The organism is Pseudomonadota bacterium, from assembly GCA_013285465.1.
GTDB lineage: Bacteria > Pseudomonadota > Alphaproteobacteria > Micavibrionales > CSBR16-224 > CSBR16-224.
Genome location: CP053449.1, coordinates 192,031 through 206,858 on the forward strand (window position 1 = coordinate 192,031; position 14,828 = coordinate 206,858).

General features: G+C 52.6%; 12 protein-coding genes. 6 read left to right on the forward strand and 6 right to left on the reverse strand.

Annotated elements, in window-relative coordinates:
- Positions 1-39: 39 nt before the first annotated feature.
- Positions 40-336: a hypothetical protein gene (locus HND56_00925; GenBank protein ID QKK04330.1), complete on the reverse strand. Its 297-nt coding sequence runs from the start codon at positions 334-336 to the stop codon at positions 40-42.
- Between the two features lie 216 nt (positions 337-552).
- Entirely contained in the window at positions 553-2,454 is a 1,902-nt protein-coding gene (locus HND56_00930) for a long-chain fatty acid--CoA ligase (GenBank protein QKK04331.1), read from the reverse strand.
- A gap of 244 nt (positions 2,455-2,698) precedes the next feature.
- On the opposite strand from HND56_00930, the gene acs reads away from it, so the two are divergent.
- From acs to pgsA, 3 genes are all read left to right on the forward strand, one after another.
- Complete coding sequence (acs, locus tag HND56_00935; GenBank protein QKK04332.1) at positions 2,699-4,666, forward strand: acetate--CoA ligase; 1,968 nt, start codon at positions 2,699-2,701, stop codon at positions 4,664-4,666.
- Positions 4,667-4,867: 201 nt separating this feature from the next.
- Complete coding sequence (gene uvrC / locus HND56_00940; protein ID QKK04333.1) at positions 4,868-6,739, forward strand: excinuclease ABC subunit UvrC; 1,872 nt, start codon at positions 4,868-4,870, stop codon at positions 6,737-6,739.
- Between the two features lie 93 nt (positions 6,740-6,832).
- The gene (gene pgsA / locus HND56_00945) at positions 6,833-7,378 is read left to right on the forward strand and encodes a CDP-diacylglycerol--glycerol-3-phosphate 3-phosphatidyltransferase (protein ID QKK06516.1); all 546 of its coding nucleotides are present in this window, start codon (positions 6,833-6,835) and stop codon (positions 7,376-7,378) included.
- Here the strand turns inward: pgsA and HND56_00950 are convergent.
- On the reverse strand, positions 7,367-7,918 hold the full coding sequence (locus tag HND56_00950; protein ID QKK04334.1) for a hypothetical protein: 552 nt from the start codon (positions 7,916-7,918) through the stop codon (positions 7,367-7,369). The genes pgsA and HND56_00950 overlap by 12 nt on opposite strands.
- A gap of 152 nt (positions 7,919-8,070) precedes the next feature.
- Between HND56_00950 and HND56_00955 the strand changes: the two genes are divergently transcribed.
- From HND56_00955 to HND56_00965, 3 genes are read left to right on the forward strand one after another with little or no spacing between them, the layout of a single operon-like run.
- Positions 8,071-8,796, forward strand: a complete 726-nt coding sequence (locus HND56_00955; GenBank protein ID QKK04335.1) for an RlmE family RNA methyltransferase — start codon at positions 8,071-8,073, stop codon at positions 8,794-8,796.
- 47 nt (positions 8,797-8,843) lie between these two features.
- The gene (gene guaB / locus HND56_00960) at positions 8,844-10,319 is read left to right on the forward strand and encodes an IMP dehydrogenase (GenBank protein QKK04336.1); all 1,476 of its coding nucleotides are present in this window, start codon (positions 8,844-8,846) and stop codon (positions 10,317-10,319) included.
- Between the two features lie 15 nt (positions 10,320-10,334).
- Positions 10,335-11,714: a HAMP domain-containing protein gene (locus HND56_00965; protein QKK04337.1), complete on the forward strand. Its 1,380-nt coding sequence runs from the start codon at positions 10,335-10,337 to the stop codon at positions 11,712-11,714.
- On the opposite strand, the gene HND56_00970 is transcribed toward HND56_00965, so the two are convergent.
- From HND56_00970 to HND56_00980, 3 genes are read right to left on the reverse strand one after another with little or no spacing between them, the layout of a single operon-like run.
- Entirely contained in the window at positions 11,711-12,430 is a 720-nt protein-coding gene (locus HND56_00970; protein ID QKK04338.1) for an N-acetylmuramoyl-L-alanine amidase, read from the reverse strand. The genes HND56_00965 and HND56_00970 overlap by 4 nt on opposite strands.
- 4 nt (positions 12,431-12,434) lie before the next feature.
- Positions 12,435-13,301: a purine-nucleoside phosphorylase gene (locus HND56_00975; GenBank protein ID QKK04339.1), complete on the reverse strand. Its 867-nt coding sequence runs from the start codon at positions 13,299-13,301 to the stop codon at positions 12,435-12,437.
- Between the two features lie 33 nt (positions 13,302-13,334).
- Entirely contained in the window at positions 13,335-14,420 is a 1,086-nt protein-coding gene (locus tag HND56_00980; GenBank protein QKK04340.1) for a histidinol-phosphate transaminase, read from the reverse strand.
- Between the last annotated feature and the right edge of the window lie 408 nt (positions 14,421-14,828).

Genomic DNA, 14,828 nt, shown 5'->3' on the forward strand with positions numbered 1-14,828 from the left:
CTGACCCCGCGTTATTTTTTATTTTTTTTGAAAAAAAAATCAGTCGCCGGCTGCCGGGGCGATATTTTGCAGATCGTGCATTTCGGCTTCGGAGACGTAACGCGCGGCGTAAAGCTCCGACAAGTCGAAATTATGGCTGTCTGCCGTATTTCCGGCGACCATCAGATCAGTTACATCGGGAATGGCGGCAATTGTGACAGGGGCTGTCTGATGCAGCTGTGCCTGCTCTTTCATGACGGCGGCTTGCAATGTCAGCAGCAGGCCGATAAATACGGCAACGGTGAGGCCGTCTTGAAGAAAGCGGCCAAGACCGGCATTTTGGGTATTTTGGGACATTTTAAGAACACTCCTTAAAAAGAAAGATTTTTCAGGGCGCGCAGAAAGCGCAGGGACGGAGGTGTTATAGATCGGCGCGGCGGAGGTGCCGCAAGTCGCTTGCAGATATTTTAACGTAAAATGCTGCAAAAGAAAAGGACTGCGGGCATTTCTGCGCCGCAGTCCTGTTTCGTTGGAACGCCTCTTTCACGAGAGTGACGGGCGTTTTCTTATATATTACATGCCAAAACGGTTGGCGTTGCGTTTGCGCAGCGTGGTCGGTGCCGCATCGCTACCGCCCTTATTCTCATTCGCAGCAGCTTCGCGCTTGGCCTTTTCTTCTTCGGCAAGAGCTTTGCGGTCAGGTTTACCGATCAGCGTTTTCGGCAGCTCTTTGCGGAATTCGAATTGTTTGGGCATTTCGATCGGGGACAATTTGTCCTTCAGGAATGTTTTGACCTCATCAACACTCGGCTCTTTCTCGCCCGGTTTCATCACGATGAAAGCTTTGGCAACTTCGCCGCGTTTGTCATCCGGTACGCCGATCACGAGGACTTCGGAAATGCTGTGATTTTGTGCCAGAGCATCTTCGATATTACGCGGATAGACGTTATAACCATTGGTGATGATCATGTCTTTGATACGGTCAACGATAAAGACGAAACCGTCATCATCAATATAGCCGATATCGCCGGTGTGGAAGAAGCCGTCTTTATCAATCGCTTCTTTCGTCGCGTCATCACGTTTCCAGTAGCCTTTCATCAGCTGCGGACCGCGCAGGCAGATTTCCCCTTTGACATTGACCGGCTGGTCTTTTGTCGGGAATTCGGGGTCGCGGATACGGACTTCCGTTCCGGGTGCGGGTAGGCCGATGGAATTGGCTTTCTGCAGACCCTTCAGCGGATTGGCGGTCGCCATCGGTGAGGTTTCGGACAGACCGTAACCTTCAAACAACACACAGCCGGTTTTGCCTTCGAAATCCTTTTTCAGCTCGTCGCTCAAAGGTGCGCCGCCGGAAATGCAGTATTTCAGCGAGGACAGATCATATTTCGACAAGGACGGATCATCGGCAATCGCTTTGTAGATGGCGGGAACGCCGGCGAAAATCGTCGGTTTGTCTTTGTGGATGGTTTTGATCGTGTCTTTCAGTTCGAAACGCGGCTTCATATTCAGCTCTGCGCCGATGGCAATCGACAGGTTCATTTCCGCCGTCATGGCAAAAACATGGAAGAAGGGCAGAACGGCCAGAACCTGATCCTGCTTCTTTTCGCCTGTGGCGGCTTTTTCGTTACCCGTACCCATATCGAACCATGCTTTGGTCTGTTGCGTGTTCACATACAGATTGGCATGGGTCAGCATGGCGCCTTTCGGCAGGCCTGTCGTACCGCCGGTATATTGCAGAACGGCGATATCATTTTCAGGGTCAATCGTGACGGGCTTGAATTTGCCGTCATTTTTCAGCAATTTGCCGAATGTGGTGTGCGAATCGTCTTTCGGCAGTTTTGCTTTAAACTGTTTTGCCTCGGGTGCCATTTTGCTGCCCTTGAACACTTTATCCAGCCATGTTTTCAGGCCGAAAAGGTAGTTTTTCGGAAAGGGCAGTGCTTCGGACAGGCTGCAGGTAACGATTTTTTTCAGCTTGTTGTCGTCTTTGCCGACCAGATCGCCGAATTTCGGATAGATCGATTCCATGTCCAGCGTGACAACGGCTTCGGCATCGCTGTCCTGAATCAGATGTTCCAGTTCATTTTTTGCGTAAAGCGGGTTCATATTGACAACAGTGGCACCGGCTTTCAGCGCGCCGTAGTAAGAGGCGACGTAAAAGGGGCTGTTCGGCAGGCACAGGGCAACTTTGCTGCCTTTTTTAATGCCCATATCCTGAAAGCCTTTTGCGGCTTTATCGGCCATTTCGCCGACTTCTTTATAGGTGTATTTTTTGCCCATGAAGGACAGGAAGGTTTTATCGCCATGCTCTTTAACGGCGTCGTCCAAAAGATCGGTCATCGGGCGTTTTTCGAATTCCTGATGCCAATCGACATCGACGGGATAGTTTTTCAGCCACGGACGCAGATCGTTGTCATTTCCGACAGCGGCTTTTGCGGTTTTGCTTTTACCTTTGGCTTTCTGCGGTTTCGTCATTCTTTTACGCCTTTCTTTGAATAGTGAGCACGATCAAATTCATAAAATTTAATTTTCGCATTGTTATGTATAATGTTGGAGCAAGTAATATGCTATATTTTTATGGTTCTTGCAAGAACTTTTCGTGCAGCTCTTCCCTGCGGTTTTGCGTGGCGGTAACGCTCTTGCAGTTTTTCGCGGGATTCTCTATGATTCCGCCATATTCAAGCATGTGGGATTTATTTAAAACCTATAGGAGAGAGCCATGACAGAACAACATACCCAGCATATGACGATTCCGGTTCCGGAACATATTAAAGAGACGGCAAAAATCAACCGTGCCGATTATGACCGGATGTATAAAGAATCCGTCGAAGACAGTGAAGGTTTTTGGGACAAGCAGGGCAAGCGTCTTGACTGGTTCAAACCCTATACCAAAGTGAAAGATACCGATTTTAACAATCATGTCCATGTGCGCTGGTATGAAGACGGCACGCTGAATGCCGCTTATAACTGTATTGACCGCCATTTGCCTGCCCGCGCCGCGCAGACGGCGTTGATCTGGGAAGGTGATAATCCCGCAGACAGTAAAAAAGTGACTTATGCACAGCTGAAAGACGAAGTTTGCAAATTGGCAAACGGTCTGAAAAGCCGCGGTGTAAAAAAAGGCGACCGCGTCACGATTTATATGCCGATGGTTGTGGAGGCGGTTTATGCGATGCTGGCCTGCGCGCGTATCGGTGCGGTGCATTCGGTTGTTTTCGGCGGCTTTTCGCCGCAAAGTCTGATTGACCGTATTCTGGATTGTGAATCCGATGTGCTGATTACGGCTGATGAAGGCGTACGCGGCGGCAAGAAAATTCCGCTGAAAGCGAATGCCGATAAGGCGCTGGAAGAATGCCCGGATGTTCACACGGTTATCGTTCTGAGACATACGGGCGGCAATACCGGCTGGAAAGACGGCCGCGATATTTGTTACCGTGAGCTGTGCGATGCGCAATCGACGGATTGTGAAGCTGAGGAAATGAATGCGGAGGATCCGCTGTTTATTCTTTATACGTCAGGGTCAACGGGCAAGCCGAAAGGCGTGCTGCACACGACCGGCGGCTATATGGTTTATGCCGCGATGACGCATGAATATGTGTTCGATTATCACGATGGTGATATTTACTGGTGTACGGCGGATGTCGGTTGGGTCACCGGACACAGCTATATTGTTTACGGCCCGCTGGCCAATGGTGCGACCACGCTGGTTTTTGAAGGCGTGCCGAATTACCCTGATTGGAGCCGTTTCTGGCAGGTTGTGGACAAGCATGAGGTGAATATTTTCTATACCGCACCGACGGCAATCCGCGCGCTGCTGCGCGAAGGCGATGCGCCGGTGAAAAAGACCAGCCGCAAAAGCCTGCGTATTCTGGGCTCGGTCGGTGAGCCGATTAATGAAGAAGCATGGCTGTGGTATTACGATGTCGTCGGCGATAAACGCTGCGCCGTTGTGGATACGTGGTGGCAGACGGAAACGGGCGGTATTCTGATTAGCGGGTTGCCGGGTGCGATCGATATGAAACCGTCTTTTGCAACTGTCCCGTTCTTTGGTGTACAGCCTGCGCTGGTCGATGGTGAAGGCAATATTATCACGGATCAGGTCGCGGAAGGTAATCTGGTGATGCTGGATAGCTGGCCGGGACAGATGCGCAGTGTTTATAAAGACCATGAGCGTTTTGTGCAGACCTATTTCTCGACCTTCCCCGGAAAATATTTCACGGGTGACGGTGCCCGCCGCGATGAGAACGGTTTTTACCGCATTACCGGACGTGTGGATGATGTGATTAATGTCTCGGGTCACCGCCTAGGAACGGCGGAAATCGAGGAAGCCTTGAACGCGCATGAAAAAGTGGCGGAATCCGCCGTTGTCGGTTATCCGCATGACATCAAAGGGCAGGGTATCTATGCCTATGTCACGCTGAACAGCGGCGAAGAGCCGAATGAAGAGTTGCGCCGCGAGCTGGTCGGGTGGGTACGGACGGAAATCGGTCCGATTGCCACGCCTGATGTTATTCAATGGGCACCGGGTCTGCCGAAAACCCGCTCGGGTAAAATTATGCGCCGCATTTTGCGTAAAGTGGCGGAAGGTGCGCATGACCAGCTGGGCGATACCTCAACGCTGGCGGATCCGTCTGTTGTGGATGATCTTGTTGCCGAACATAAGAATTTGGTGAACAAGGCCGCCTGAAAAGCGGAATAAGGACAAAGAAAAACCGGGATGCGCTTTGGAACGCATTCCGGTTTTTTTACACCCACAAAATATAAGAAAGGCCGTTTGTCCTTTTCCTCTGTGAAAGTCGTTATAAAGCGACTTCCTGTTCCCATTACAGCAGTGAAAAGTTATTATTTTGTTAAGAGCCGTATAAAAAAAGCAGATCGTGCAATAAAAATGACAAAAACGCGTGAGGCCGTTCCGCCTTCTCTTGCGGAGGGGATAAAAATCATTAAAGAATTTGCCGCCGGATTGCCGCTTGATCCGGGGGTGTACCGTATGCTCGATAAGAACGGTGAAGCGCTTTACGTCGGCAAGGCGAAAGAGCTGAAAAAGCGCGTGCAAAGCTATACGCGGGCGCGGCAGTTGACGGTGCGGCTGGCACGAATGGTGGCGGAAACGGTGCGGATGGAGTTTACCGTGACGGCGACGGAGGCGGAGGCGCTACTGCTGGAAACCAATCTGATCAAAAAGCTGAAGCCGCGTTATAACATCCTGATGCGCGATGATAAATCCTTCCCCTATATCGCCATTACCAGTGACCATGATTATCCGCGGGTGTTGAAACATCGCGGGGCAAAGCGGAAGAATCGTGACTATTTCGGCCCTTTTGCCGGGGCGGGGGATGTGAACCGCACATTGGCGCTGTTGCAAAAGGCTTTCATGCTGCGGAACTGCACCGACCATGATTTTGCCACGCGCAGCCGCCCCTGTCTGCAATATCAGATCAAACGCTGTACGGCGCCTTGTGTCGGTTATGTCAGTAAAGAGGATTATGCGGCACAGGTGAAAATGGCCGAGAATTTTCTGACGGGCAAAAGCGCGGAGATTCAAAAAGACTTCGCGGCAAAAATGCAGCAGGAAAGCGATGCGATGAATTTCGAAAAGGCGGCGCAGTACCGCGACCGGATTCGCGCTTTGTCTGCTGTGCAGTCGCGGCAGGGTTTCCATGCGGCAGGGTTGCAGGATGCCGATATTATCGTCATTCACCAGCAGGAAGGGCGCAGCTGTATTCTTAGTTTCTTTTACCGTTCGGGGCAATATTACGGCAATCATGCTTTTTATCCGCGGCATGATGTCGATGCGGAAGATGCGGATGTTATGACGGCCTTTTTATTGCAGTTTTATGAGAGCCATCCGGCGCCGCCGGAAATTTATCTGAATGTGAAACCGCGCGAGAAAAATCTTATTGCACAGGCGTTATCATTACAGGAGGAGAAGAAGGTCGCCATCCTGGTGCCGCAACGCGGGCGCAAGCGGGAGATGATCGAACAGGCCGCACTGCAGGCTGAAAAACAATGCCGTGACTACGTATCCGGACTGGCGACACAAAAACAGCTGTTGAAAAAACTGGCGAAAATTCTGGGGCTGGCGGCGGCGCCGACGCGGATCGAGGTCTATGATAACAGCCATATTTCCGGCACCAATGCCGTTGGCGCCATGATCGTTGCCGGCGAAGAAGGTTTTCAAAAACAGTTTTACCGTAAATTCAATATTGCGCAGGGCAGTCTGACGCCGGGTGATGATTATGCCATGATGCGGGAAGTTTTGCGCCGCCGCTTTGCCCGCGTGCAGAAAGATGATCCGGATAAGAGTAAAAATCTGTGGCCTGATCTTGTGATTCTGGATGGCGGCAAAGGGCAGCTGTCAACGGGGCTGGCGATTTTTGAGGAATTGGGGATTGCGGATGTGCCGATAGTGGCGGTTGCCAAAGGTGTGGAGCGGAATGCGGGGCGCGAGAAAATTTTCCTGCCCGGCAAAGCCGCGCCGCTATCCCTGCCGGAGGGGGATGCCGTGCTGTATTTTATCCAGCGTATCCGTGACGAAGCACATCGTTTCGCGATCGGCGCACATAGAACGCGCCGCAAAAATGCCGCGCATAAAACACCGCTGGATGATATTGACGGTATCGGTGCGAAACGCAAGAAAGCATTATTGAAACATTTCGGCTCTGCCCGTGCGGTATCGGAGGCCGGGATCGCCGATATTGCGACTGTGGAGGGGATCAGTCACGAAATGGCCAGAAAAATCTATGAATATTTCCGCTAAACCTATAGTCTGGCAAGGGAATAAAGTGATTCTTGAAACAACAAAAATAAACCTATAAAAGGCGGTTCCGACGTGCTGACAAACTTACCGAATATGTTGACAATCTTCCGGGTGGTGGTCGTGCCGCTGCTGGTGGTGCTGTTTTATATCGGGGGGGCGACGGCGATCTGGACGGCGGTCGTGATTTTTGCGCTGGCGGGTGCCAGTGATTATCTGGACGGGTATTTTGCCCGCACCATGAAACAAACCTCCGATTTCGGGCGGTTTCTTGACCCGATTGCCGATAAGCTGATTGTGATCGTATCGCTGATGCTGGTGATCGGATTCGGCCATTTGCAGGGTTACTGGATTTTGGCGGCAATTATTATTGTGGCGCGCGAGATTATGGTCTCGGGGCTGCGCGAATTTCTCGGCCCGTATAAAATTACCGTGCCGGTGACAAAGCTGGCGAAGTGGAAAACAACCGTGCAAATGCTGTTTCTGGGGTTTCTGATTGCGGGACCTTACGGTCCGACGCTGGTGCCTTATGCCGAGGAAATCGGCCGTTACGGGCTGGTATTGGCGGCTGTTGTGACCGTCATTACCGGATGGGATTATATGAAGAGCGGTTATAAAACCGTGAAAGAGCTAGACAGTTAAGCCTTTTTGCTTGTGACCCTCAGCGCGCCGTCCGGGAAAGGCAATAACGACACCGGTTGATCTTTGCGGCGAGAAATCCATATTTTCACGAAAATGTCCCAGAACCGGAGATTGCGCTTCCGCATTGACGGCCATGGCGCTTTCGATATACTGTGCGGCAGCGCCTTCCTGAATATCGACAATACGGCTGTGAAAAATGCACAGACCCAGTTCAATCATCGCCTGATTGCCGGCATGATGGGTTTGTCCGTCCAGTTCCATATGGATGATGCGGAACACATCACCGCTGCCGATACGCATGGCGCGAATCTCGACATTTTCTTCGTAATCTTTGTAAATCTGGCCGTCATCGGCTTCGTAATCGCCGCGGCGGTGATACAGGGAGGCGGAGAACAGGCGACCGTCTTCTTCCATGCGGATTTCGGCGACACCGTTGATCATCGGGTTCGCGGCATCGCTGTAGGAGGCTGTGTATTGTCCGTCTTCGGATAATACCTCAAAGCCCATTTTACTTGCTAAATCCTGAATGCTGTAATCCATTTATCGCGCCTCTCTCTCAACACCAATAAGCTTGTCTGCTTTGTTTTTCCTGTTTTTAATTGCACCTTGGTGACGCAGACTTTATCGTAGCAAGAGAAGATTATCGAAAAGTTAACATGCAAAAAGATTTTTATCTTTAGGAATTATCAAAAATGGCACCGCCATCTTCATCAGGAGCAGGCTCGGGTTCGGGAACAGGAAAAGGCAAGCCGCCGCGCGGTTTGCAAAAGAAGAAGCGCGTGCGCACGGCACGCGGACGGAAAAATTCTTCGACGCGCTGGCTGGCGCGGCAGTTGAACGACCCTTATGTGGCGGAGGCTAAACGGCATGGATACCGCAGCCGCGCCGCTTTTAAAATCATACAGCTGGATGACATGCTGGGCTTGTTTAAACCGGGGCGGCGGGTTGTCGATCTTGGCGCTGCGCCGGGCGGCTGGATGCAGGTGGCGGCAGATAAGGTAAAGCCGTCCTCAACCGGCGGCGTGGTTGTAGGGATTGATTATCTGGAAATGGATGAAATTCCCGAAACAACGATTCTTATGAAAGATTTCACCGATGACGATGCGCCGGAAGTGCTGAAGCAGATATTGGGCGGACAGGCTGATGTGGTGATGAGCGATATGGCACCGCCGACGACAGGCCACAGGACGACCGATCATATACGCATTATGGCGCTGGCGGAGATGGCTTTTGAATTTGCGCGTGAGGTGCTGGCGCCCGATGGCATATTTCTTGCGAAAATATTGCAGGGCGGTGCGCAGAAAACATTGCTGGATGCGATGAAAAGAGACTTTAAAAAGGTGCGCCATGTAAAACCGGATGCCAGCCGTAAAGATTCTTCTGAAATGTATATTGTCGGAGAGGGTTTCCGCGGATAAGATAAGCAGGACGAATTTTGACCTTTTGATCGGGAGTGTAAGAAAAAATGATTCATGAATTTAATCCGCCGGCGGCTTTGACCTTTGACGATGTATTGCTGGTGCCGCGGAAATCCGAGGTGATCCCGTCCGAGGTATCGCTGAAAACACAGCTGACCAAAAAAATTACGCTGAATGCACCGTTGATTTCGGCGGCGATGGATACGGTCACCGAAGCACCGATGGCCATTGCGCTGGCGCAGGCGGGCGGTATCGGCGTGATTCACAAAAGCATGCCTTTGGGCAAGCAGGTGGAAGAAGTCCGGCGCGTTAAACGCTATGTATCGGGAATTGTGACGGACCCGATTACGATTTCACCGGAATCCTCTCTGGCGGAAGCGCTGGATCTGATGAAAACCTATGGCATTTCCGGGATCCCCGTTGTGGAGCAGCCGTCGAAAAAGGTTGTCGGTATCCTGACAAACCGCGATGTGCGCTTTGTCGAGGAATTCGAACGCCCTGTTAAAGAGCTGATGACGCATGAAAATCTGATTACCGTCCCGAAAGGAACGGACCGGGAGGAAGCCAAGCAGTTGCTGCATGAACACCGTCTGGAAAAGCTGATTGTGGTCGATGAGCAAGGGCGCTGTGCCGGACTGATTACCGTGAAGGATATCGAACGCGCGATTTTAAACCCTTTTGCCAGTAAGGATGATGATGGCCGTTTGCTGGTGGCTGCTGCTGTCGGCGTCGGTAAGGACGGGATTGACCGCGCCATGGCGATGGCGGATGCAGGGCTTGATCTGGTTGTTGTTGATACGGCGCATGGTCACTCCAAGGCGGTGATCGAGACTGTGAAACAAATCCGCCAGATGCGCTCCAAAGATATTCAGGTGATGGCCGGTAATGTGGCAACAGCCGAGGGTGCGGGCGCTTTGATCGAAGCGGGGGCGGATGCCGTTAAAATCGGTATCGGTCCGGGATCAATCTGTACGACGCGGATTGTCGCCGGTGTCGGCGTGCCGCAGCTTGCCGCGATCAAAGCCGCAGTACATGCCTGCAAAACCTATGATATTCCGGTTGTTGCCGATGGCGGCATCAAATATTCCGGCGATATTGCTAAAGCTATCGGTGCGGGGGCGAATGCCGTGATGGTCGGTTCACTTCTGGCCGGAACGGATGAATCGCCGGGCGAGATTATCTATTATCAGGGCCGCGCCTTTAAGAGCTATCGCGGTATGGGGTCGCTTGGCGCGATGGCGAAAGGCTCTGCCGACCGTTATGCGCAATCGGGTGATATGGGGCTGGGTAAACTGGTTCCCGAAGGTGTCGAGGGCCGCGTGCCTTATAACGGCGCGGTCGAAACTGTGATTTACCAGCTGCTGGGCGGATTGCGTTCGGCAATGGGCTATCTTGGTGCGCCGGATATCGAGACGCTGAAACGCGATGCGGAATTCGTGCAAATCACCCATGCGGGTGTGCTGGAAAGCCATGTTCATGATGTGCAGATCACACGCGAGGCACCGAATTACCGTCAGAAATAAGTACGGTCATATTTTATGCGCATTCACCTTCCTTACGGCAGATTCTTAAAACGGTACCTGCCGCGCACGCTGCTTTGGCGGACGATGATGATTATCATCATTCCGGCGATGCTGCTGCAGGCGATTGTTTTCTTTATTTTTATGGAGCGGCACTGGGACGCGGTCGGCACAAGGCTGGCCATGGCTGTCGCGGGGGATATTTCGATTGTCTTGCGCGAGTTTGACGGGCTTCACGGCCAAGTTTCGGCGGATGACCTGACGCAGCGGCTGAATGAAATAATGGGCGGCACCGGTTTTGTTATTTATTACCACCCTGAGGCGGCATTATCGGGGCAGCACGGAAAAATCGGGAAATGGTTTGATATTGCGCCGCTTATGATCGCGAGGCTGGAGAGTGTTGTGCCGCATGATTTTCTGGTCGGCACGCCGTCGGAACGGCATAAGATGATCCAGATTCGTATCGGGCTTGAACAGCGCGGCGTTCTAGTGATTGATATGCCGGAATACCGTCTTTATACGGCGACATCCTATATTTTTGTGCTGTGGATGCTGGGCAGTGCCGTGGTGCTGTTCACGATTGCGGTTTTGTTTATGCGCAATCAGGTGCGTCCGATCAGGCGGCTGGCTGTGGCGGTGGAGAGTTTCGGGCGCGGGATGGATGCGCCGGATTTTCGTCCCGAAGGGGCGCTGGAAGTACGGCAGGCGGGGGTGTCCTTTCTGAAAATGCGTGAACGTATCCGCCGTCAGGTGGAGCAGCGCACCGCGATGCTGAACGGTATTTCACATGATTTACGCACACCCGTTACCCGTATGAAAATAGAAATCGAGATGCTGGAAGACCGTGAAACGGCGGAGGCGTTGAAAAGTGATCTGGACGCAATGGAAAAAATGCTGGAAGGATATCTGGCCTTTGCGCGCGGCGAGCAGGATGAAAAAGGTGAAGCCGTTTCCCTGAACCGTTTTCTGGCCAGTATTGTTGAAAATGCCCGCCGTCAGGGCGGGGAAATTCTGTGCAATGTCGAAACCCTGCCGGAAATACAATGCGAGGTAAAAGCCTCGGCGCTGTCGCGTGCTTTGAGTAATATCATAGATAACGGGTGTAAATACGGCACGGAAGTGCGCGTGTCACTCAATTTGGTTCAGAACGAGGTTGGCAATGATCTGGCGGAAATACTGGTGGAGGATAACGGCCCCGGCATTCCCGCAGAGTCTTACGGCGAGGTGTTCCGCCCCTTTGTGCGGCTGGAAAAGTCACGCAATCCCGAAACCGGCGGTATCGGCCTCGGTCTGTCGGTGGCGCAGGATATTATTCACAGCCATGGCGGCCATATCACGCTGATGCCGCGCAAGGATGGTAAAAAAGGGCTGGCGGTTTCCGTTATTCTGCCGCTTTAGAATGTTTTGCGGGTTTCACGTTTTTTGCGGATAAGGGATGTCAGCAATTCTGCGGGGCTGTCGGTTTTTGTGCTGTCGCGGGTGAAGTGCTGGGCGAAGGCATCCTGCAGGGTTTCCAGCGGCAGATCGGGATTATAGCCGAATTTTGCGAAAAGCTTTGTCAGCCCGCCTTCCTCTTTCAGGGCTGCGGCGGCGCGGGTTTTGTCTTCTTCCGTGACATCGGGCCAGATGCCGATATTTCTTTTAGCCAGAAATTCCCAGTCGAATAACTCACCGGGGTCGCGCTTGCGCCCGGGGGCAATATCGGAATGTGCCAGCACATTTGCGGCGGGGATATCATGCCGCACCATGATTTCTTGGCACAGGGCGGTGACGGCTTCCATTTGCTCCGCGGGAAATTCACGGTAGCCGTTGCTGTGCCCCGGATTCTGGATTTCAATGCCGATGGAGTGGGAGTTGATATCGGTTTTGCCGTCCCAATAGGATTTCCCCGCATGCCATGCGCGTTTTTCTTCTTCGACAAGCTGATAAATCGTGCCGTCTTCATCGACAAGGTAATGGGCGCTGACTTCCGTTTCCGGATTTTGCAGGATGGATAATGCCTCGAAAGCCGATTTGGTATCGGTGTAATGCAGGATCAGCATATCCGGCGCGTTCTGCCCATCGGGCAGGTTACGGCTGTTTGCATTGGGTGACGGGCTGTCGATAATGTCCATAGGCTCAAGCGGCGGCCAAAGCGGTGTTGTGAAAGCGCACGACAAAATCCTCGATCAATGCCGTCAGATTCTGATGTGCCAGTTTTGCACCGGACAGCGTATGTTCATGGCTGAGCGTTTCATCACGCATGCCTGCCGCCATATTGGTAATAACGGCACAGCCAAGGACGCTTAAACCGCAATGTACGGCCAGAATACATTCCGGCACGGCGGACATGCCGACGGCATCGGCACCGATCGTGCGCGCCATGCGGATTTCGGCAGGGGTTTCAAAACAAGGGCCGCGGAAGGCCGCCAGCACGCCTTCATAAAGACGCAGATCGATCTTGTCGGCGGAATCTTTCAGTGCGGCGCGCAGCGTTTTATTCCATGCGCCTGTCATGGCGGGGAAACGCGGACCGAATTCATCCTCGTTTTCGCCCAGCAACGGATTAATGCCCATCAGATTGATATGATCCATAATGGCCATGATTGAGCCGGGGGGCATGTCATCATGCAGGCTGCCGCAGGAGCTGGTTGTCATCAGCGTCTCCACACCTGCCGCTTTCAGCGTACGGATCATGGTTTTCAGCGGCAGGAAGTCACTGGTTTCGCCTGCGGCGCCGATTTCATAGGTGTGGACGCGTCCCTTTAGACAGATCAGCGGTACGCCGTCCAGCTCGCCTGCGACCAGATCGCCGCTATGGCCTTCGACCGTCAGCACCGGAAAGCCGGGCAGGTCTTTATAGGGAATGGTGACGGCATTTTCCAGCTTATCCGCAAAACTGCCAAGGCCGGAGCCGAGGATGATGGCGAGACGCGGCATGTCTCCTTTGATTGTCTGTTGGATAATCTCCGCTGATTTTTTGACATTCCGGCTATGCTGGGTCATGGCGCGTCCTTTTCGGTTTGGTGGGTGTCGTGGTCAGTTTTTTAAAATCTCGCCGAGGGCACGGCATAGTTCTTTGTTTTCGTCTTCCAGTCCGACGGTAATGCGCAGATGTTCCGCCAAACCGTAAGCGCCCATCTGGCGGATGAAGATGCCCTGATTGCGCAGTTTTTGGCGGATATTTTCCGCCTCCGCACCGAAATCAGCCAGCAGGAAATTGCCGGCGCTGGGCTGTGTGCCGATGCCCAGTTTTTGCAGTTCTTCCGCCAGCCATGCCCGCCACTGCGTGTTATGCGCGATGGATTGCTGCAGAAAATCATGGTCGGAGAGTGCAGCAATACCGACAATCTGGGCAACGGCATTGACGTTAAAAGGGCCGCGGACGCGGTTGATGACGTCAGCGACATCGGCGGGGAAATATCCCCAGCCAAGGCGCAATCCGGCAAGGCCGTAAATTTTTGAGAAAGTGCGCAGCATCACGACATTGCCATATGTGTCGACCAGCTTTTCGCCGCTTTCGTAGGTCGGCAGGCTTTCGGCAAATTCCGCATAGGCGGCGTCAATCACCAGCAGCACATGCTCGGGCAGGTTTTCGCGCAGGCGTTTGATTTCCGAAGACGGCAGATAGCTGCCGGTCGGGTTGTTCGGATTGGCCAGAAACAGCAGTTTCGTTTTATCCGTGACCTTGGCGAGCAGCGCATCGACATCGGCGGTCAGGTTCTGTTCTTCGGCGTAAACCGGTGTGGCGCCGACGGCTTTTGCGCCGATCGCATACATCAGAAAACCGTGACGGCTGTAGAGGACCTCGTCACCGACGCCTGCATAGGCACGGATCAGCAGAGAAATCAGCTCATCCGATCCCGCGCCGCAGACGATTTTGTCTTTATCCAGATTGTAGGTTGTGGAAATGGCCGTGCGCAAGGCGGCGGCGCTGCCGTCGGGATAGCGGTGCAGTTCACCCGCATGACCCAGATAGGCGGCTTTGGCCAGCGGGCTGCAACCGAGCGCATTTTCATTGGAGGCCAGGCGGATAAAACGTGTGATGCCTTCGATTTTTGCCTCGCCGCCGATATAGGGATTGATCTCCATAATGCCGGGTTTCGGTTTGCGTAACGCGCTCATATCTCTGCCTCTTTCCTGCTAATCTTTTACGCCCCAGAAATAGCGCAATTCCGCGCATTGTTCAAGCTTTATGACAGCACTCATTCATCAACATTTTGTTAACGCATTTCCTGTATCATATAACTGTACAAATTTTATTTCTGTGGGATTGCCAAGAAGATGTTTCAAAAACTATGTCTTGATAAAGATTATCTGCGGCAGGTTTTCTCCTTCATTATCTACAACAAAATTGTGGATAATCTCGACAGCCAGATCGAGATGCTGGAAGAGCTTTTTTCCGTCGATAACTGGGCGGGGCGGCTGGATGAAATGGAAGATTTATGGCACAGCATCCCGATGCCGAAAATGACGCGGGATGCCTTTGATTTTATCGGTGCAAAACGCTGCGTTTCCTATGATATGGGGCAG